Origin of the sequence: Acinetobacter sp. Z1 (assembly GCF_024296945.1) — a bacterium.
Classification (GTDB): domain Bacteria; phylum Pseudomonadota; class Gammaproteobacteria; order Pseudomonadales; family Moraxellaceae; genus Acinetobacter; species Acinetobacter beijerinckii.
The window spans coordinates 1216683-1234793 of record NZ_CP101115.1; the positions used below are offsets into that span (position 1 = coordinate 1216683).

27 protein-coding genes are annotated in these 18111 nt (G+C 37.7%); 18 read left to right on the forward strand and 9 right to left on the reverse strand.

What is annotated here, in order from left to right:
• Positions 1-88: 88 nt before the first annotated feature.
• The 3 genes from NGC85_RS05630 to NGC85_RS05640 all read left to right on the forward strand — a co-directional run bounded on the left by NGC85_RS05630 (position 89) and on the right by NGC85_RS05640 (position 3685).
• Positions 89-1465 carry a Do family serine endopeptidase gene (locus NGC85_RS05630; RefSeq protein ID WP_169111350.1) on the forward strand — a complete coding sequence of 459 codons (1377 nt, stop codon included), beginning with the start codon at positions 89-91 and terminating at the stop codon, positions 1463-1465.
• 118 nt (positions 1466-1583) lie between these two features.
• Positions 1584-2036 carry a thioesterase family protein gene (locus tag NGC85_RS05635; protein WP_005062587.1) on the forward strand — a complete coding sequence of 151 codons (453 nt, stop codon included), beginning with the start codon at positions 1584-1586 and terminating at the stop codon, positions 2034-2036.
• A 425-nt stretch (positions 2037-2461) separates the two neighbouring features.
• Positions 2462-3685 (forward strand): integrase family protein, encoded by a 1224-nt coding sequence (locus NGC85_RS05640; protein ID WP_254805136.1) that lies wholly within the window; start codon positions 2462-2464, stop codon positions 3683-3685.
• Here NGC85_RS05640 and NGC85_RS05645 read toward each other — a convergent pair.
• The 9 genes from NGC85_RS05645 to NGC85_RS05685 form a co-directional block, all read right to left on the reverse strand.
• On the reverse strand, positions 3674-3931 hold the full coding sequence (locus NGC85_RS05645) for a hypothetical protein (protein ID WP_254805137.1): 258 nt from the start codon (positions 3929-3931) through the stop codon (positions 3674-3676). The two genes, NGC85_RS05640 and NGC85_RS05645, sit on opposite strands and share 12 nt — an antisense overlap.
• Positions 3924-4415, reverse strand: a complete 492-nt coding sequence (locus tag NGC85_RS05650; protein WP_254805138.1) for a hypothetical protein — start codon at positions 4413-4415, stop codon at positions 3924-3926. The genes NGC85_RS05645 and NGC85_RS05650 overlap by 8 nt, the downstream gene beginning before the upstream one ends.
• A 139-nt stretch (positions 4416-4554) precedes the next feature.
• Positions 4555-5985, reverse strand: coding sequence for a hypothetical protein (locus NGC85_RS05655; protein WP_254805139.1), 1431 nt, complete (start codon positions 5983-5985; stop codon positions 4555-4557).
• Positions 5986-5989: 4 nt separating this feature from the next.
• Positions 5990-6664: a DUF3820 family protein gene (locus NGC85_RS05660; protein WP_254805140.1), complete on the reverse strand. Its 675-nt coding sequence runs from the start codon at positions 6662-6664 to the stop codon at positions 5990-5992.
• A complete protein-coding gene (locus NGC85_RS05665; protein ID WP_254805141.1) occupies positions 6661-7824 on the reverse strand; it encodes an ATP-binding protein in 1164 nt (387 codons plus the stop codon). The genes NGC85_RS05660 and NGC85_RS05665 overlap by 4 nt, the downstream gene beginning before the upstream one ends.
• Before the next feature lie 2 nt (positions 7825-7826).
• Entirely contained in the window at positions 7827-8156 is a 330-nt protein-coding gene (locus tag NGC85_RS05670; protein ID WP_254805142.1) for a hypothetical protein, read from the reverse strand.
• Positions 8156-8614: a hypothetical protein gene (locus NGC85_RS05675; RefSeq protein ID WP_254805143.1), complete on the reverse strand. Its 459-nt coding sequence runs from the start codon at positions 8612-8614 to the stop codon at positions 8156-8158. The genes NGC85_RS05670 and NGC85_RS05675 overlap by 1 nt, the downstream gene beginning before the upstream one ends.
• Before the next feature lie 223 nt (positions 8615-8837).
• Entirely contained in the window at positions 8838-9146 is a 309-nt protein-coding gene (locus NGC85_RS05680; RefSeq protein WP_254805144.1) for a hypothetical protein, read from the reverse strand.
• A gap of 31 nt (positions 9147-9177) precedes the next feature.
• Positions 9178-9927: a LexA family transcriptional regulator gene (locus tag NGC85_RS05685; protein ID WP_254805145.1), complete on the reverse strand. Its 750-nt coding sequence runs from the start codon at positions 9925-9927 to the stop codon at positions 9178-9180.
• A gap of 129 nt (positions 9928-10056) precedes the next feature.
• Here NGC85_RS05685 and NGC85_RS05690 point away from each other — a divergent pair, with 129 nt between their 5' ends.
• The 15 genes from NGC85_RS05690 (at position 10057) to NGC85_RS05760 (ending at position 18055) form a co-directional block, all read left to right on the forward strand.
• On the forward strand, positions 10057-10290 hold the full coding sequence (locus NGC85_RS05690; RefSeq protein WP_045503992.1) for a hypothetical protein: 234 nt from the start codon (positions 10057-10059) through the stop codon (positions 10288-10290).
• Positions 10287-10550 carry a hypothetical protein gene (locus NGC85_RS05695; RefSeq protein WP_045503995.1) on the forward strand — a complete coding sequence of 88 codons (264 nt, stop codon included), beginning with the start codon at positions 10287-10289 and terminating at the stop codon, positions 10548-10550. The genes NGC85_RS05690 and NGC85_RS05695 overlap by 4 nt, the downstream gene beginning before the upstream one ends.
• Positions 10551-10596: 46 nt before the next feature.
• A complete protein-coding gene (locus NGC85_RS05700; protein ID WP_254805146.1) occupies positions 10597-10947 on the forward strand; it encodes a hypothetical protein in 351 nt (116 codons plus the stop codon).
• Positions 10944-11243 carry a hypothetical protein gene (locus tag NGC85_RS05705; protein WP_254805147.1) on the forward strand — a complete coding sequence of 100 codons (300 nt, stop codon included), beginning with the start codon at positions 10944-10946 and terminating at the stop codon, positions 11241-11243. The genes NGC85_RS05700 and NGC85_RS05705 overlap by 4 nt, the downstream gene beginning before the upstream one ends.
• Positions 11240-11596, forward strand: a complete 357-nt coding sequence (locus tag NGC85_RS05710; protein WP_254805148.1) for a hypothetical protein — start codon at positions 11240-11242, stop codon at positions 11594-11596. Before NGC85_RS05705 ends, NGC85_RS05710 begins: the two co-directional genes overlap by 4 nt.
• Complete coding sequence (locus NGC85_RS05715) at positions 11593-12537, forward strand: helix-turn-helix domain-containing protein (RefSeq protein WP_254805149.1); 945 nt, start codon at positions 11593-11595, stop codon at positions 12535-12537. The genes NGC85_RS05710 and NGC85_RS05715 overlap by 4 nt, the downstream gene beginning before the upstream one ends.
• A complete protein-coding gene (locus NGC85_RS05720) occupies positions 12534-12905 on the forward strand; it encodes an HNH endonuclease (protein WP_254805150.1) in 372 nt (123 codons plus the stop codon). Before NGC85_RS05715 ends, NGC85_RS05720 begins: the two co-directional genes overlap by 4 nt.
• The gene (locus NGC85_RS05725) at positions 12902-13123 is read left to right on the forward strand and encodes a hypothetical protein (protein ID WP_254805151.1); all 222 of its coding nucleotides are present in this window, start codon (positions 12902-12904) and stop codon (positions 13121-13123) included. Before NGC85_RS05720 ends, NGC85_RS05725 begins: the two co-directional genes overlap by 4 nt.
• Positions 13120-13533: a DUF1064 domain-containing protein gene (locus NGC85_RS05730; protein ID WP_254805152.1), complete on the forward strand. Its 414-nt coding sequence runs from the start codon at positions 13120-13122 to the stop codon at positions 13531-13533. The genes NGC85_RS05725 and NGC85_RS05730 overlap by 4 nt, the downstream gene beginning before the upstream one ends.
• Before the next feature lie 10 nt (positions 13534-13543).
• Complete coding sequence (locus NGC85_RS05735; RefSeq protein WP_254805153.1) at positions 13544-14278, forward strand: hypothetical protein; 735 nt, start codon at positions 13544-13546, stop codon at positions 14276-14278.
• Positions 14279-14461: 183 nt separating this feature from the next.
• Positions 14462-14677, forward strand: coding sequence for a hypothetical protein (locus NGC85_RS05740; protein WP_254805154.1), 216 nt, complete (start codon positions 14462-14464; stop codon positions 14675-14677).
• 430 nt (positions 14678-15107) lie between these two features.
• Entirely contained in the window at positions 15108-15974 is an 867-nt protein-coding gene (locus NGC85_RS05745) for a sce7726 family protein (RefSeq protein WP_254805155.1), read from the forward strand.
• 21 nt (positions 15975-15995) lie between these two features.
• Positions 15996-16943 carry a sce7725 family protein gene (locus NGC85_RS05750; RefSeq protein ID WP_254805156.1) on the forward strand — a complete coding sequence of 316 codons (948 nt, stop codon included), beginning with the start codon at positions 15996-15998 and terminating at the stop codon, positions 16941-16943.
• Between the two features lie 67 nt (positions 16944-17010).
• Entirely contained in the window at positions 17011-17445 is a 435-nt protein-coding gene (locus NGC85_RS05755) for a hypothetical protein (RefSeq protein ID WP_254805157.1), read from the forward strand.
• Positions 17414-18055 (forward strand): putative metallopeptidase, encoded by a 642-nt coding sequence (locus tag NGC85_RS05760; RefSeq protein WP_254805158.1) that lies wholly within the window; start codon positions 17414-17416, stop codon positions 18053-18055. The genes NGC85_RS05755 and NGC85_RS05760 overlap by 32 nt, the downstream gene beginning before the upstream one ends.
• Positions 18056-18111: the final 56 nt, after the last annotated feature.

The following is an 18111-nucleotide window of genomic DNA, read 5'->3' on the forward strand; positions in this document are numbered from 1 at the left end:
ACATATTTTTACGAAAAGAGTTAGGGGATTATGCTAAAAACATAGTCTTAAAATTAATTAAATCAATTGGTACATAGGTTCTTGCTTCATGAAAAGTCGCTATTTACAACAAGGAATGTATGCTGCCGTATTTACGGTGGCAGCTGTACAGGTTAATGCTGCATCGCCAGTGGATTTTTCAAATCTCGTAGAGCAGGTGAGTCCTGCTGTCGTGAGCGTCAATGTTGTGAAAAAAATGACTCAGGATGAGTTGTTACAACAACAAGTCCCTGAAATTTTACGTCGTTTCTTCGGTAATCAAGTCATTATTCCTCAACAACAGGGACCACAAGAAAAAACAGGTTACGGTAGCGCATTTTTTATTAGTAAAGATGGCTATTTGGTTACTAACCATCATGTGATTGAAAATGCATCACGAATTAGTATTACCTTAAATGATCGCCGTGAGTTAGATGCAACTTTAGTGGGTAGCGATGAACGTACCGATGTTGCTGTTCTAAAAGTGAATGGTGCAAATTTCCCTGAATTAAAAATTGGTAATGTAAATCAGCTAAAAGTGGGTGAACCTGTTTTAGCGATTGGATCACCTTTCGGTTTTGATTACTCTGCGTCCGCAGGTATTGTGAGTGCTAAATCTCGAAATATGAGTGGTGAAACGTCAGTTCCTTTTATTCAAACAGATGCTGCATTAAACCCAGGTAACTCAGGTGGTCCATTATTCAACCAACGTGGTGAAGTTGTTGGTGTGAACTCACGTATTTTTAGTGGGACTGGCGGTTATATGGGTTTGTCATTCTCTATTCCAATTGATGTTGCAATGGATGTAGTACAGCAGCTTAAAACTACAGGTAAAGTGACGCGTTCTTATCTTGGTATTATGTTGCAAGATATTGATCGAAATTTAGCTGAAGCATATAAATTACCGAAACCTGAAGGCTCGTTAATTACACAAGTCACCGCGAAATCACCAGCAGAAAAAGCAGGTTTGAAATCTGGTGATGTAATATTGAAAATTAATGGTGCTTCTATTTCGCGTACTAGTGATTTACTCAATGTATTAAACCGTGTTGCACCAGGTCAGACAGTTCAGTTAGACGTTTTACGTGATGAAAAAACACGTACAATTTCAGCAACTTTGGGAACTGCACCTGACGATACTCCAGCAGCTGAGGATAAAAATAATCCAACCAGCGGTTTAGGTATGAGTATTCGTAACCTAACTGAAGCGGAACAGTCTCGTTTAGATGTTCGAGGCGGTATTTTGGTACAAGATGTGAAACGTGGTGGTTTGGCTTCATTATCAAATATTGTTGCTGGCGATGTAATTTTGCAAGTTAACGGCACACCGATTACCAATAGCCAAATGTTTGCAAAAACAGTTGCTGCGTTACCAAAAAATAGCGTTGCTCGTGTTGCGATTATTCGTCAAGGTCAACGTGCAATTTTAGGTTTGCGTTTACCTTAATAAGCTAGGTATTTTTGAAAAACCACTCTTCAGCTTGAGTGGTTTTTTATTTTGTAATACCGAAATGTTTCGTCTAGTGTATGCACATGAGTTTTATTATCGTGATTAAACAATATTTATGAGTACGATTTTTGATTTAAGAATACAAGTTCAACCAAATCATATTGATGTGCTTGGGCATGTAAATAATGTAGTTTATGTTCAATGGATGCAGGACGTTGCAGCAGCACATATTGAAACGCTTGGTTTGGGAGTTGCGCAATATCTAGAGTTAAAGCATGCAATGGTTGCTGTGGAGCATCATGTTCAATATCGTAAAGCGGCTTTGCAGGGTGAGGAAGTCATTTTAAGAACTTGGTTAGATGATATTAATGCACTGTATTCTTTTCGTCAGTATGCATTTTATCGTCCTCAAGACCAAAGTGTTTTATTTGTTGGAAATACCAAATGGGCATGTATTGAAATTAGTACAGGTCGCCCTAAACGCATGTCACCGAGTTTTAGCCAAGCATATCAACCAATCAGCTCTGAATTAAATCCAATGGATTTTTCAATTTCATATGAAAAATAATCGCTGCTGTCTAGAAGCTATGGTTTCGTATGCAGATAATTATTTTGAATACTTTGAAAGGTCATTCTGTTATAATTCCTCACAATTTTGTTAAACCGCTTTGGCTCATCACTTTCATCGAAGTATTGAGCGTTTTATTTTCTCAAGGTAACCCATGGCGCAAGCTAAAAAATCCGTAGATATCAAAAATATACGCAATTTCTCGATCATTGCTCATATTTATGATTGAAGTGGAGTAGCTAAAAGTCGCTATCAGACATAATAAGTCAAGAAATCAAGTAAAGCCCACATGTTGGGCTTTTTTTTACGGTCACTATCAGACATAATCAGACACTAAGCGAACCTATAAGCAAAGCAAATTATGTACACAAATGAGTACATATTTGAGGGTTTTTGACTGCTCTTTTAGTTTAGTGTTGGAATGTATGGCTCTTACAGAATCTTGGTTAAAAGCACAGCTTGGCAAGGATAGGGATAAGCTCGAAGAGTTTTCAGACCGTGATGCCATGGGGGTGAGAATCACACCTAAGGGTAAAGTTATATTTCAATTAAGATACCGCTATAACGGGAAACAACACCGACTTGATCTTGGCTCATATCCAAACATCACTCTAAAAGAGGCCCGATTAGAGTCGGATCGTTTACGTGCTCTATTAGAAAAAGGCCATGACCCTAAGCAAGTAAAATTAAAAGAGCTTTCCAGTATTCAGAATGCTTATACATTTGAAAAACTATTTTCTGAATGGTATGAAAAATTCTGTTTTCCCAACAAAGCCAGTCATCATGATATTAAGCGATCATTCGAAATTTATGTTCTACCAAAATTTGGAACACAAAACAGCGACGATATTTCTGCTTACCAATGGATCTCATTGTTAGAGGATGTTGTTCGTCATAGCCCGTCAATTGCAGCACGTTTACTTTTGAATGCTAACCAGTGCCTAAAATGGGGCGGTAAGCGCGGTTTAGTGACTACAAACCACCTTGCCAACGTTTCAGCAAAACATGACCTTAGAATTAAGAAGAACGTTAAAGAGAGGGCATTAAGTGATTATGAAATTCATATTTCATTTGATGCTCTAAAAAATACAAGAATGGCCGAAAAGAATAAGCTATTTTTAACGATGTTGTTGGTATATGGATGCCGGGTTGGAGAGTTAAAATTAGCCAAGAAATCAGATTTTGATTTTGATAAGAATATCTGGTCAGTACCAGCTACAAACCACAAAACGGGCAAAAAGACTAGAAAGCCATTAATTCGGCCAATTACAGAAAACATCAAGCCTTATTTGATGCAGGTGATGAAGTTAACTCCTAAATCAGTATATTTATTCACGGCAGACGGATCTGATCAACCCCTTGGTGAATCTTCGCACTTGACGATGCCTTATAACATTTTCCAATGGTTGAAGCGGCATAAAGGTATAGAAATCCAACATTGGTCTGTGCATGACTTGAGGCGTACCATGAGAACAAACATGTCTACGATCGCACAGCCACATGTATGTGAAATCATGTTAGGGCATGCATTGCCTAAAATTTGGGGAACATATGACAAGCATGATTATTTAGATGAGCAATATTATGCCTATACGAAGTGGGTAGAGCGTTTAGAAAATATCTGGAAAGACGAAACGCTAGCGGGCTAGCGTTTGTTTCTTTTTGCGAAGTGGTAACGATTGAAACCATGCAAGGATTTTGCCTGAGTCATAATTGTTGCCAGAATTGCGGCAAGCAGAGAAAGGCTTAGGCATAGGGTTTTCAAACAAATCCTCATCTTGCCATCGACATAATGTTCGTGAAGAGCGTTTTAAAATTTGCTCAAGATCCGCCGTTTTTAATACTGGTTCAGACTTTAAAGCTTCTTCAATTGTCATACCTTGAAAACTAGCCATGATTTCCACCCCTAGCTGCTTCTACCGGATTACATGGTCGTTCCATCCAATATTTAACCTCAGATAGTAATAATTCTTCGCCATTCGAGTTCGATGTCCAGAGAGTTTGATTATCTCCAAAATCTTCACCATTTTCGCCATAAGGTCCATCAATATAATCCGTATTCAATAAACCCTCGTGAATTACATCGTTTTTATCAAGAAATAACACTACTTCACCCTCATCAGGCAATAGAAAATCCGTAGCCACCCAGATAGGCACCACCCCCACTACTTTTACCAATGCTCGGTATTGTTCTTGAAGTTGTACAACACGATTTGCTAACCAACGATCTTTTAATCGTGTGAATTCAGCTTCCGTACAATCACGATGCAAGTTTTTAAACAACCTAGAGTTTTCTTCAAACTGCTCATTAGCTCGTTTAGTAGCAGCTTCATGGCTTAATTCGCCAGGCATCAAAATTAACTTTTCTTGATCGGCCATCACTTTCTCCAAGTCGCTTCTTTGAATTTTGCATTTACAATCAGATCTTCGATTTCACCGATTCCAACATTTTCAAAGATGTGAGTCATTTTGCTCCCGAACACTGTGAGTGTCCGGGTAATGGTTGAATATGAGAATTTCATGGCAACTCCCCATCGATGCTAGATCCTTGGTTAAGCTGCTCAAGCTCAAAGCGGCGTTTCTTCACATATCCCATTAAGCGTGGTTGTATATCTGGGTGACGTGCAGATACATCGATCTCTAAAGCATCTAAAGCTGTTAGATCGGGTGCATTTTGAATTTGAACCATCAATGAGGGAGGCTCATTTGGCTGAACTTTTGATTGCTCTTGAAGTTCGCAAAGTCTTTTACTGATTGCAGATAGTAGGGGTTTACGTTGCTCTTCGGTCCAGTGCTGAGTCTTAACAACAACACTATTAGCTTCGTCTGGTGTTTGAGCATGAATAACAACTGCACTCAGATCTGCATACTCAATTTCGTAATGAGATTTATCACTCAGATCTAAACAAGGTTTGTCATTGTGAAAACGTGTCCACTGACGCTCTTGTATTTGATTGTCAATTTCTTGAGCTTTGGTAACTGCAGCAGCTGCAATATTTTCAAATGGAACTGTAGATGGCTCTTTTTCAAAAGATGAAATTTTTAAGTTCATGCGAGTTGCTAACTCAGCATTTTCAACTTCAGTTAAATCGCCGTTTGAATTTATCCTGGTGCGAATTGCTTTGAGATCATTTTCAGATTTTGCAGAATCAATCTCAGCAATAAATGCGTCACATAGAACTGATAGCTCAGGATCAGGAGTTAGCTCTTTACGTTTTTGTTCAAATATGCGAGAGAATGTTTGTATTTTTTCATCTGAGATATTAGCTTTACGCTTCTCAAAGCTAGCTTCCATTTTCTCTAATAGCTCGATCGAATCTACTTTAAGCAACCGATTTAAGGCGACATCATCGAAACCCAAATCCATAGATGTCTTTTTTTCAACATGGCTTTGTGCTGTGACTGGTCCAATAATGTCATCTAACGAATTATCATCGTTAGCGGCTTGATTGGTCTGTTGTTTTATTTCAGCAGATTCATTTTGCTTTTTTGATTGCCGCTTTTTTTTAGGTTGTTCTGCAAGCTCTAAACTTACTTCAAATATAGAGCCTCCAACAGCTGAGCAGATTGCTTCATATTGTCGCTTCGCGTTCTCAAAGTCACGTTGAGCAAAACCACTACGGATCCCAGTAACCAACTCTTCAATATTTTCATTGAATTTATATTGAAGAATCAAAGCCTGAGGTTGAATTAAAAATACATCTTGTTCAGGTTGCACTTCATCAAGTGCCAATGGCTTAGTAAATGTAATACCTGCCAATTCAATGGTTTCAATTTGAATGCAATATTCCATATTCGATTCTTTAAAAATATCAGCCGAATAATGGGAAATTGGCGCAAAATCTTCATCGAGGGTTTGCCCGTGCATGTTAACGTTGCAACGAGCCAATACATTTTTACCTGCAAGCATTGCTGCAAAAGCTTCTTGTGCATTTAAAATATTGTTCATTTTCTTATCCTTTTAATGCTTTGCGTAAATAAGGATCTAAGTCGTCCTGTTTAAGCAGCCAAACAACGTAATCAGCAGGGATGTCTTTAATTGCTGTACCTTTATATTTTCCAAAAGTCAGATGCGTTGGGATTCGGGCTTGTTCAGAAAACAAGAAAAGTGATTTCAAGTCTTTAACACCCAGTACTTTGCAAATCTGTTTTAAAAGAACCGCTGTGAGTAATACATCTTGTTTTGCGTTATGAGCGTTTCGTATAGACTCTCTTGCTTTTATAGATCCTTTAGCGAGCTTGTAGATTAATGCTGATAAGTTATGAGCATCATCTGGCCATACCATGCGAGATAGGGCTAAAGTGCAAATTGCCTTTGCATTTATAGAATTATCTGCAAGTTTGATAGCTTGAATGTCGTAATCAACATTGTGGCCAATGATGTATTCAACACCCTCAGGCAAACGGAAAGTTTCATAACTAGGCTTTCCAGCGATGTCAGATTCAAGGATGTGATGTACAGCCATAGCGCCGTAGCTAATTGGTTCTGGGCAAGAAAAATACTCATCGAAAGCATATCCTTTCTCAACAAAAAGAGTTCCCTCTTCAAATGAGACAGGAACATGGGCTATCTCAATTGGATAGCCATTCATGTCATGAGTTTCAGTATCTAAAATAATTGCGCTCATGCATGCATTTCCTGTTTTGCTAAGTTGTCGATTTCTTCTTTAACTGCTTCGAGTTTTGAAGCTTCAATTTGAGTTAATGCATCCAAACCCATGTGCTCACAAACTGATTTAATGTCCAAACCACGCTCAGCTATGAAATCTTGAAGTTGATCACGTTGTTCATCACTGATGCCTCTAAATTCAGGTGGGTTGTACCAACGTTTAGAATCCTCTTTATCAAAAGTACACTTAAGCTCACGACCACGTATTTGAATGGCGTGCCACATTTGAGTCTTATATTTATGCTCAGGATCTAAAGATTCTGTAAGTTGGTTCAAATCGCCAGCATGATTAGCTTCTACACAACATTGCTGAAAATTTTCAAGCTCTTCATGTGCTTTGAGTTCAGCCTGTTGTTCAGGTGTCATTGAGTTGATGTAATCCTTAGCTTCTTTAATTAGCCCACCCAGGAATGTTGGATTGAACTCAAGATCAGGAACAAATACTTGCCCTGAGTTTTCAGTCATTCCATTCTGTAAAGTGGTTTTAACACCCAAATATCCAGAGTTTTTTGCATGATGTGTTGGGCTTGGATTGAAATAAATGATTCGATCCATTTTCCCTTCTGAGTCAGTAGTGGCATGCATATAACCCATCATGTCAGCCATGCGATAGAGCATATTTCTGTTTTTCCCACCAAGATCTGGTCGAAATACTTTTAGTTTTTCTTTACCTGATTCCTCTTCAGTTGCATGGGCAATAAAAACCACATCTTTACCGTATGAAATCCACTTATTAACAGTTTGCATAAATAGGTTGTTTGCTAAACCTTGGGCTTTAAGTGTCAAGTTACCGTCACGCTGCAGGTTTTCTTTGTTGTTGCTTAGGTGGGTTTTAATGCAGTCAAGCATTGCTCCAACGGTGTCACAGATAATAGTGTTGAAAGGAGCAAGATCCTTTTCATCCATGAATGAAACTTCTGACCATTGAGGCACTGGAACAATTGCACCTCGGCGTAATTTAGCCGTTACACGATGCTGACCTTTGTCAAAATCAAAGACCACAGGTTTATCAGCTGTATGAGCGATTGAGCTTTTACCTAAACCAGGATCTGTATAAAGATAAAAGATGATAGAGCTAACTAGTAAAGCCTGATTGGGCATAATGATATTTAGAGCCATGATTACAACCCCTTATTAGATTTAGTATTGTTGTAGGCCATACGTTGATTAGCGCTGTACGGAGTGCGTTGAAAGCAGTCTTTTGAGAACATTTGCTCACGCTCTTTTTTACGTTGTGCATTAACTTCTTGCTGTAGATTGCGAAGAATCCAAGGCTTTGATTTCAACAACTCAGGATCCACAGGTGTACCGCCGTTCTCTGACTCGATGCGAATATCAGAAAACGTGTAGTTGGTTGAAAAAGTCTGAGGACCCAAGCGAACGTGATAGCGACCATTGTCATCGCGAGTAATGAACTCGCGGAATGGGGTAGTGAAGGGTTTCTTTTCCATTAGATAGACTCCACCATTTTGTTTTTTTCGATATGAGCGGTGATAACAGAAATCATATTTCTGATGTCATCAGCGTTTGTGAAGTCGTTATAAAAGCCGCCGTTACTTAACAAGACTCGATCTACAGCTAAGTTCTTTATAAATACTGCTTGTGTATCGCTGCCTAATTGCCCGTTGTAATCAGGTACCAACTCGAAATCAAAGCTAGTAAAAACATGAAAGCCATCAAGATTGATGATCGCTTCACCTGTGGTCTGAGAAGTGATATTTACTGACATCACGCCGTACATAGAATTTGTGTTGGCGTAAGAGTAAACAGGATTGGTTTCGACTGGCTTGGTAACCAGGGCGTAAGCACCAGTCAAACCACCTAAAGTGATTGCAGAAATTGCACTACCGACAAGAAAAGACTTGCCTAGGGTGTAACTGCGATTGTGATTTAAAACGTTTTGTTCCATAATCTACCTCATGTTGTGGAAAGCCCTGATCGCCGTGGTAAGTTGTCAGGGCTTTTTGCTGTTCATGAGATTAAATATACCTGCAAGGTAAAATGATGTAAATACCTGTGAGGTAAAATTTAATAAATTATTTTATACTTGTTAGGTAAAATATTGTGTTTTAGTAGACAAAAGAAAACCCATCCGAAGATGGGTTTTTAACTGAATTATTAAATCTGCTGAATTAAACACCCTGAGAGCTGTACTTTTCTAAAAGTTCATCAATCCAGCCTTGAGCCTGCTCTAAATTGCTGATATCTGCCATTTTTAGATTAGTGCTCTCGGCCTCATTAAAACCCTCAATAATTGCTTCAAAGATATTTGCTTCAGCAATGACTTCACGTGCCATTTCAGCAGCGTCATAACTTTGCTTCGCTTTTTTAAGTGATGCTATTTGTTTATCAATACCATCCCCGATTTTTGACAATGCTGCTTTAAATTCTTGTTTGTTAATCGATAGTGAGGTTTTTGATTTGTTGAGTGTTCCGATCATGATTTTATTCCTGTGAATTTGAATAATGTTTTTACGGTCTAACCAATGCAGACTCCAATCGACCAATAAAATGCAATTCATTTAATTGTTCTCTGGTAATCACCTCATCCGGGTATTTTTTCTTATCCGGATTGTCACTTTGCAGACGCACGGTTCTTTCATCACCATAGCTAATAAAAACTCGCTTCATGCGCAATAGACTATTATGAAGAAAAACATAAACATCCCCGCTAATCATTGCTTCAGTATCAATCGGAGAAATATCAACAAATAAAGGGCTATCAGGAGCAACTGTAGGCCACATACTATATTCAGCAGAGTAAATAACTCTTAAATTTTTAGGATTTGCCTTGATTCCAAGTAATTTCAATATTTGTGGGTCGATATCGAGATAGTCTGAAATATCTTCTAAGAAATTTGCAACACCATCCCCACAAGAAGCTTTTACGTCTTTATGCACAGGAATCCTTACTGTGTTTTTGTTTTCATCGGATGGATTGAATCTTAAAGGTGATATATAGACCTCATCTTTGGACGGCACATTGATTGGTGGCGCAATGGATTGATCTAAAAATCCTTTAGGCTTTCCGAAAGCTTGTTCAATTTTTTCAGCCGTTTCATCACCAATATTCTTCGTTGGGTTCTTTCCAATGTATTGACTGAGCAAGTTGTAAGACATTTCAATTTTTTCAGCAAATTCAGATCTGCTTAAACCTAAGTCTTTCATAAGCTTTCTAGTATTACTAAGTCTTATCTCATGAATTGTTTGCAATTCAGCCATGATGAACTCTACCACCCTTTAATTACTTGGTAATTTACCTGCTAGGTAGAAAAAATAAATACCCTGACAGGTTGTTTTTTATTTACCTAATAGGTATATTTATATTTAATTTACCTTATAGGTGTACTTATGCTCACTCTTTATGATTTTTGGCGTGGGTTAGAGAAAAGTGAACGTATCCATTTTTGTGAAGTAACAAGCATTTCTTATGGATATATGGAGTCTCACTTAATTCACGGCCGTAAAAAACCAAGTATGGACACCATTCAAAAGATGGTTGATGCCAGCGAAAAAAAACTAACCCATGAGGGTTTGTTTAACTTCTTTTTAGGAAAAAAAGTAGAGCAACAGGTGGTTGTATGAGTCTCGAAAAAGAAGATCTTCGATTGAAGATGCTCCCAGACATGATGGAGCGTTTGCGACTTATAGCAGATGTTCGTGGGAAAGATTATGCACATCAAGCAGTTATCCTTTTAGAAAAAGCAATCATGGGTGATTACCATGAGGTTAGCTTAATGCTTGAAAGGGCTAATAAAAATAGGAAGAAAAGGGAGAGTTTGGGATTGGTTGGGCGTGTTGGGGTAAACCCGGAATCTCAAATTTTAGAAATAAAAAAAGCCTGATTTCGTGGATCAGACTTTTTATGTTCATTAAAGCAAGGAAACGAACATGACAAATATATCAAAACCAAAACAGCAGAACAACAGTGATTATGTAGTTGGTGACACTGTTGTTTTTATCGATAGTGACATGCCTGACTCTTTGATGACCGTGTCACGAGTTGATGCGGATAGTGTACTTATGAATGAGGGGGCAAAGTTTGCTCTTAAACATCTGCTAAGACACGCATCAATTACTGAGATTAAAGCAAAGCGCAGGTTATCAAGAGAAAATCGCACCGCATTCATGGGTGATGACTCATATCTAGAAAACAACATTTCTCCAAAATGCGTATTTATATCAAGTGACGTACAGATCCATTTGAGTAAAGCATTAGCAGCTCAGAAGGAGGTTTCATGAATACCTCAGCAAAGTTACCAGATTACAAACAAGCACAAATTATTCAGTCCTGGCATGAGCCAGCATTGAGAACTTTAAACAGTTATTTGGATGTGCGAAAAGCCAATTTACGCAAAATCAATCGTGATGAGGCGAATGCTGCAGTAACACGTGACGAGCTAATCGAAGCATTGAGCAAAGATCATCGAATTTCATATCTAGATGCTGGAATGATCATTTCTAGTTTACATCGATGCAAAGAAATCATCATGTTTGGTCGGTTCATTCAAGTTAATGAAAAGGATGGTGAAGCATGAGATATGCAGCAAAAAGAAAGCAAGATGTATCTGTCTCAAAAGCACCAATCGAAACAGTGATACCGCTTGAACAGCCTGTAAAGATTTACACGGCGAAAGAGCTTGCAGCCATGCCTTTGTCAGCAATGAATGCTGCTATAGCTGCTCAAGAAAAATTCTACATGCTTGAGGAAACAACGCACATGGGGGGGGCGGCAAAGTTAGTTCGTCAACGCATGGAAGATGGGCATTTATTAATTCAAGTTCAAGAAAAATCCCGCACCCGATACAAGATCAACAACGAGTTTATTCCACCACGGATTATTCGACAGCTTGCTTATCGTGGCCTTGTGAAATTAGGGGGTGCTAAGTGAGTTTAGACGCAACCGTCTGGGCTTGGAAAAAACAATTCACTCAAGTGAAAGGTGGATCATCCCCAGCATTAAAGAAATTGGTTTTGTTATCTATGGCTGATCGTGCAGATGAACAGCATTGTTGTTATCCGAGTACAGGTCGGTTAGCTGAAGATTGTCAAATTAATAAAAAGACGCTTTTCAAGATTTTAGAAGAGCTAATTTCTGACGGCGTTATTTTTGATACAGGTGAAAGAAAGGGCAGAACTAAGCAGGTAATTGTCTACCGATTAATTGGTGTACAAGGTCGTGAGCAAACAGTACCAACATTGGAACTCTTAGAAGATGAAAGCATTGATACGCAAGGCTTAAATTCTGAAACAGTACCAACATTGGAACAGTACCAACATTTCCATGAAACAGTACCAACATTTCCAGTAAACAGTACCAATATTGGTACACGGAATCTATCAAAGAATCTATCAATAGAATCTAAAAATAAAAAACACTGGCTTTGTTCAAAAAAATTGAGTGAAGAAATTGCTCAAGCAAATCCTGAGATCAATCCAAATGAGATCATCTCAGCAAGTTGGTTCAATCGTGAATTTAGAGCATTCGAGATTTTTAATGCCGAAAAGTCTATGTGTGATGAACTCATGATTTACCACTTTGCTAATTGGTTGCTTGAGGCAAAAGCTAAATTAGATCGTATGAATCGCACTGCTCAACCAAGCAAGAAGCAGGAATCAAAATCTGACAATAGCCTTACTGAAAAACAGATCAAGTTTTTAGCGGGGAAATTATCTCGTTTACCTGACTTCGGGAAATACGCCGTAGGCAATGAATCACATGATCAACTCGCCATTCGCTTAGAAACAATGCTGAAAGATCCTAAGAATATCCAGAAGTGGGCTGAGTATTTGGCTGCTGTTGGATTTGAGCAGCGAGGGAATGCAGCATGAAACTTACTGAAGCTCAACGAGCAGAATTGAAAATGAAGTTTGAGGGTAATTGTGCTTACTGTGGTGATCCATTAGGTGAGAAGTGGCATGCAGACCATTTGGAAGCTGTAGTGCGCGACCTAACAACCGGCAAACCAACAAAGCCCGAAAATGATGTGATTGAAAACTTCATGCCGTCATGCTCCCCATGCAACTACAACAAGCGATCTTTATCGCTGGAGAACTGGCGCGATCTGTTAGCACATTATCGTGATGTACAGGTAATTCGTGATTGTCCTCAGATCCGTCATTTAATGCGTTTCGGTTTAGTTGAATTTATTCAAAAGCCTGTTGTATTTCATTTTGAAAAGCTGGAGCAAAGTGTATGAGTTACAAGTTAGACGACATCGTGGTTTACAAGGATTTTTATATCGATGAGTTGTTGAAAGTCGATTTAATTATTGATGAAAACACAGTCGGCTATCGAGGTGCTAAACGACATTTTATGTATTTTCAGGGATGCGCAAACATCAACACACTTAGACCAGCGGAGAAAGCAGAAATTAAGTTAGGTCGCCGCATTGATAAGGATCTGAACCAAGCATGACATCAATGAGCGTCGAACAGTACCGCCGTGAAATTCTTAAGCAAAGCGATAAGCCTAAGGCGGCTAAACGCAACAAGTTTAATGCTCAGAAAGTTGAATTAGATGGAATAACCTTTGACAGCAAGAAAGAACACAAGCGGTATATCGAGCTTAAAGCGATGCAGCAGAGGGGAGAGATTTTTGGTTTAGGGCATCACACTAAATTTGAATTAGCACCCAAAACCAAATTAGAGGGAGAGAAAAGAGCAAAGCCAGCACTGCGTTATTTTGCTGATTTCACTTACTACATCATTAGCGGTGAATACATTGTTGAAGATGTGAAGTCAGCAGCGACAAGAAAGTTAGCGAGCTATCGCACCAAGAAACATCTCATGAGCACAGTTCATGGGATTAGCATCACAGAAGTATAGGAAGATAGAAATGTTAATTGAAAAGTTTGATTTTTTAGAATTGTTGCGACTCGCTATAGCTCAAAGTAACGGTAAAGGAAAAATAACGAAAGATGTTGTGCTGGGTGAAATTGCTTTATTACCTCCTCAATCAAGAAAGTGGGCTGAACTATTATTGGAGCGCGTGGATTTTGAAAGGATCGCCGTAGTAACTGAATCAAAAAAGATATATGAAACCAATATCATTAATGGTAAAGCAATTAAAAAACGTATTGATGACATACCTGGTAAAGTTGAAATAAAGAAAGGTGAAATTTCATCTGCTGAATTTTTTAAAGTTAGAAACCTTTTAGCAGGCAAGATCCACAAGGAAATGATTAAGAAGAACTTCAAACCCAACAATTGCCAAGGTGATTTAACGAATGTGGCCAAAGGGATTGCAGAGGTTGTTTTGCGTGGACGCTTATTTGTTAAAGCTATGTGTAGTCATTGTCAGGGATTAGGTAAGCTTGAATTATATAATGACAAAGGCTATCCAGATGGCTCAAAGTTCTGCAGTAAATGTAATGGTACTGGCAAGCGTCCATATACATTACATGAGAAAATTACGATCGCTAAATTAAATGTTTCAAAGTCTGGTTACTCAGAACGCTATGAACCTTTTGAATTAATAGCAGAGGCTTTTATTGAAAATTGGGAAAATTGCATCCGACAACGTTTGGCGAGGTCATTCAGAATTGATGAAAGCCAAATAGAACATGCTTGACATAGACAGAACGGTTAAGTATAAGTATTTCTAAAATGGGCGTTTTATGAATTGGTCGCCCTAAAAGAATTTGAAAGCTCGCTTATGCGGGCTTTTTTGTTTGCCAAAATTAATTTTTCATAGATTGGGTTGATTTTTATTCGATCGCATCCATAGATATTTTTTTATACAGAAGAATTTTTTATGGAAAATCAAAACCCAATCAATCAAACGCATCTTATAATCGCTGCTATATCTGCAAGTTTTGCTAAAGCATTAGATAAACATAATCCAGGAGTTAAAGAAGATTTCTTGAAAGAACTTGGTGAGCGATATCATGAAATCCGTGAATACTCTCATCCACATATTGAAGCTTTGGAGACATTAACTTGGACTAGAGATTTTTTGAATAAAGATTAATAAATACCCATTATATTTGGTTGTAATAAATAATAGGAACAATCTCAAATGGACAAAATTTCAAAATTCTACCAAGTTGGTAAATCTCACTACAATTTGGATCAAATTGTAAAAATAACCTCAAGCTTTGACTGGACATCCGTTCTTGTCAATTTCTCAGATGGCTCAGAGGTGGAGTTCACGTTTAATACTGAAACTGAACATAATGATTTTATTAGAACTATTAGAAGCGTTAATTTTTAACCTCGTTCACAATAACCTGTAGCGAGTCAACTTGCCGAACGGATTACGGCGCATGAAGCCCTGCTAATATGTATCAAGTTGTGTTCGTCTGCAATCGATGTAGATAACCTTAATACATTTGCAAATAATGATAACCTAACTTATATTTCATTGCTGATTCAAAGGGCGATTTTTTAGAGGTGAAAACATGTGCAAAAGTATTGAAACGTTTGCAAATATCACTTCAAAGGCTTTTAGTCGGGCAATTTTGACAGATTTAGCCAAAAATAACGGATCTGAAAAATTAGATCATATAATTAGAAAATTGAATCCAAGTGAACGCAACTTGCGTTTAACGTATGGAGAATTTTATACTTATATGTATAAGCAACTGATAACAAACTATCGTAATGAATATGTTTATAAAAATGCTCTTGCTTCAAAAATTGTAACAGGAAGGCACAAATATAGAGATGTGTCATATTTTTCAGAATTCAGGGCATGGGATGTTATTGCCGATGTAGTAATTGTAAATGGTACAACCACTGTTTATGAGATTAAGACGGAATATGATACTTTTTATAGACTTCAAAGCCAGATTGAGACTTATCAACAGATCTTTGATAATGTCTGTGTAGTTATACCAGAGAGTAAGTTAAAAGCATTAGAGGAAAGCATTCCTGAAAATATTGGTATAGTTGTATTAACTGATAATTACACTCTACACACACATCGGAGTCCTTTGAGTAATATTCATAACTTTAATCATGAAAAAATATTTTCGTGTCTTAGAAAATCAGAATATGAAGATATCCTAAATAGAAAATTAGGATATGTTGATAATACTAAATCAGCATATCGTAGAAGGGATGCATTTAATCAATTTCTTAGTCTGGATAAAAAAATAATTCATCAAGAGTTTCTCAATGCATTGAAAGCTAGACAGTTTGATGCTAAAACTAAAGAAATAATTAAATCAATGCCATCTTGTTTAAACTCTTTGAATATGACAATGAAATTCAGTATTGAAGATTTTAAAAATTTAGAAAAGGTAATGAATAGATATATCCCATAATATTTAAAATAGGAACTAAGAATGTATTTTCCGTTGTTGAGAGGGAAGCAAAATGAGCTTCTCGCTTTAAGAGAATTAAGTTCAAAACTTTCTGATCACGGAGGGGTGATTCCAGTAATTGAACCGGTTAAGAATACATCTCGATCTATTGGCGATTTGCATCGCTGCTTTTCTAAACTAGAAGAATCAGATGCTAAAAGTATTTTTATTGTAAATCCTCAATGTGGTGACTTCACTAGAAATAGACGGGGAATAAAATCCATATTCAATGAAGTCATAGAAAGGTATGAAAATGTTGGCTTTGGTTTTTGGATTGATGATGGAACAGATTTTCAAGATATTCAAAACTTCATTAAGTCTGTAGGAACATCAGATTTTTATATATTACATTCAAGTGCATATTCTGAGCCTGAAGAGTTAAAGGCTTTGGACAAGTTATCAAATTTCCAAGGGCACATTCTTTGGTCTAAGGGGATGGGTAAAAGATATCTATCAAAAATTACAAATGAAAATATTATTCTAAATGATCATTTTGAAAAGCAGGACACTAATGCTTTATATAGAAATGCCCAGAATGAATTTTTTTCTGATCAATATTTAACGTATAAAGAAGATGGATATTTCGGTTTTGGAGATTTTGTAACGATAGGGTTTGAGTACGTAGATAGTGGTTTTACACCATATACAGTAGCCATTCACCTTACTTATGTTAATGAAAAGAATGATGAAGTTTGGATTAGACATTTCTTATCGACAACTGCAAAAGTTAACCCTAATGCCCAAGAAATGATTTTAGAGGCTCTTGAAGATTTTGCTTCTTTTATTGAGGATTATCCTGAAATTTTAGAATTTTCTAGTGGTTGTCAGGAATTATATAGAATATACGAATCAGGGGAAGGGACAAGTTTGGGTAACTTAAAAAAATTATCCATCATGCATCACTTAGAGTTAATGATGGAACTTGTCTAAAATATATAATTTTTAGAATCGCACAACAAAACCTCCTTCTGGAGGTTTTTTTTAATGGGTGAGATTTATGGAATTAGCTAAATATTTCGAACTCACTAGAAAACGTCAGCCCAAAACTAAGCCACGAAACACGCCGTTGCCGAAAGCCAAACAAAACTATTTAGAAGCTTTTGATACCTTAAAAGAAGAATTGCAGGATCTAGCAATTGGTTATGAAAGTAAATTTCAACCGATACACACAAAACACTGGCGCTTTGATTTTCATATTGTGAAATTGCGATTGCTAATAGAGATCGAGGGCGGTCCTTGGTCTGGTGGACGTGGTGGCAAATTATCGAATAAAGCTTGGAGTTTGGATCGATACGATCAAGTTGAAGATCTAGGTTTTAAGATTGAACGTTTACATCCTGATTCTGTTTTATCTGGCTATGCAATTGATTGGGTCAAAAGTCTATTTGAGAGAATTGAACATGAGTCAAATCCGACCATTTCCACCGACTGAATTGATTGATCAAGCTGAGGAAGAAGAAGCTTTACGTTTAGCACCTGCACCAGATTTAAAGGAATGGGTGATAGCTAATTACTTAACTCTAGATGCTGAACTCTACAATCCTGATCATGACCATATCGCTGAGCTACTGCACGACAATGACGAGTTTTTAGCATTTGCATGGGCATCACAGGCTTGTACGGTTAAAAAGAAAATGGTTCTTGGCCAATGTGAAAAGGTGATGTTTAACGTTGGCGGATGGCGCAAGGCAAGACAAGAGCAACAGATGCGAGACTGGTTTGGATTTGTACCAATATATTTAATAACAATCGATGCAAGCTTTTGCGAGCAAACTTCAGACCGTGAGTTTTGCGCTTTGGTTGAGCATGAGCTTTATCACATCGGTGTTGAGCGTGATGCTGATGGTGAGATTATCTATAGCGATAACACTGGTCTACCTAAGCACTATTTAGCAGGGCATGACGTAGAAGAGTTTATAGGTGTAGTCAAACGCCACGGAGCAAGCGAGAACGTCAAGAGACTTGTTGAAGTCGCAAAGCAAGCGCCGTTTGTGTCAGACCTGAGCATCACTCGATGTTGTGGAACATGCGTTATTAGTTGAGCCGATTGGCTCTTTTTTTTGCCATGTTTCCTTGACGTACCTTGACGGATAGAGAG

Coding starts and splice junctions, on each gene's coding strand:
- NGC85_RS05755 (WP_254805157.1), top strand. CDS start 17,011: ATGGAATTAGCTAAATATTTCGAACTCACTAGAAAACGTCAGCCCAAA.
- NGC85_RS05675 (WP_254805143.1), bottom strand. CDS start 8,614: ATGGAACAAAACGTTTTAAATCACAATCGCAGTTACACCCTAGGCAAG.
- NGC85_RS05680 (WP_254805144.1), bottom strand. CDS start 9,146: ATGATCGGAACACTCAACAAATCAAAAACCTCACTATCGATTAACAAA.
- NGC85_RS05700 (WP_254805146.1), top strand. CDS start 10,597: ATGACAAATATATCAAAACCAAAACAGCAGAACAACAGTGATTATGTA.
- NGC85_RS05670 (WP_254805142.1), bottom strand. CDS start 8,156: ATGGAAAAGAAACCCTTCACTACCCCATTCCGCGAGTTCATTACTCGC.
- NGC85_RS05655 (WP_254805139.1), bottom strand. CDS start 5,985: ATGAACAATATTTTAAATGCACAAGAAGCTTTTGCAGCAATGCTTGCA.
- NGC85_RS05685 (WP_254805145.1), bottom strand. CDS start 9,927: ATGGCTGAATTGCAAACAATTCATGAGATAAGACTTAGTAATACTAGA.
- NGC85_RS05720 (WP_254805150.1), top strand. CDS start 12,534: ATGAAACTTACTGAAGCTCAACGAGCAGAATTGAAAATGAAGTTTGAG.
- NGC85_RS05630 (WP_169111350.1), top strand. CDS start 89: ATGAAAAGTCGCTATTTACAACAAGGAATGTATGCTGCCGTATTTACG.
- NGC85_RS05665 (WP_254805141.1), bottom strand. CDS start 7,824: ATGGCTCTAAATATCATTATGCCCAATCAGGCTTTACTAGTTAGCTCT.
- NGC85_RS05750 (WP_254805156.1), top strand. CDS start 15,996: ATGTATTTTCCGTTGTTGAGAGGGAAGCAAAATGAGCTTCTCGCTTTA.
- NGC85_RS05660 (WP_254805140.1), bottom strand. CDS start 6,664: ATGAGCGCAATTATTTTAGATACTGAAACTCATGACATGAATGGCTAT.
- NGC85_RS05645 (WP_254805137.1), bottom strand. CDS start 3,931: ATGGCTAGTTTTCAAGGTATGACAATTGAAGAAGCTTTAAAGTCTGAA.
- NGC85_RS05760 (WP_254805158.1), top strand. CDS start 17,414: ATGAGTCAAATCCGACCATTTCCACCGACTGAATTGATTGATCAAGCT.
- NGC85_RS05730 (WP_254805152.1), top strand. CDS start 13,120: ATGACATCAATGAGCGTCGAACAGTACCGCCGTGAAATTCTTAAGCAA.
- NGC85_RS05745 (WP_254805155.1), top strand. CDS start 15,108: ATGTGCAAAAGTATTGAAACGTTTGCAAATATCACTTCAAAGGCTTTT.
- NGC85_RS05640 (WP_254805136.1), top strand. CDS start 2,462: ATGGCTCTTACAGAATCTTGGTTAAAAGCACAGCTTGGCAAGGATAGG.
- NGC85_RS05710 (WP_254805148.1), top strand. CDS start 11,240: ATGAGATATGCAGCAAAAAGAAAGCAAGATGTATCTGTCTCAAAAGCA.
- NGC85_RS05735 (WP_254805153.1), top strand. CDS start 13,544: ATGTTAATTGAAAAGTTTGATTTTTTAGAATTGTTGCGACTCGCTATA.
- NGC85_RS05650 (WP_254805138.1), bottom strand. CDS start 4,415: ATGGCCGATCAAGAAAAGTTAATTTTGATGCCTGGCGAATTAAGCCAT.
- NGC85_RS05690 (WP_045503992.1), top strand. CDS start 10,057: ATGCTCACTCTTTATGATTTTTGGCGTGGGTTAGAGAAAAGTGAACGT.
- NGC85_RS05695 (WP_045503995.1), top strand. CDS start 10,287: ATGAGTCTCGAAAAAGAAGATCTTCGATTGAAGATGCTCCCAGACATG.
- NGC85_RS05725 (WP_254805151.1), top strand. CDS start 12,902: ATGAGTTACAAGTTAGACGACATCGTGGTTTACAAGGATTTTTATATC.
- NGC85_RS05740 (WP_254805154.1), top strand. CDS start 14,462: ATGGAAAATCAAAACCCAATCAATCAAACGCATCTTATAATCGCTGCT.
- NGC85_RS05705 (WP_254805147.1), top strand. CDS start 10,944: ATGAATACCTCAGCAAAGTTACCAGATTACAAACAAGCACAAATTATT.
- NGC85_RS05635 (WP_005062587.1), top strand. CDS start 1,584: ATGAGTACGATTTTTGATTTAAGAATACAAGTTCAACCAAATCATATT.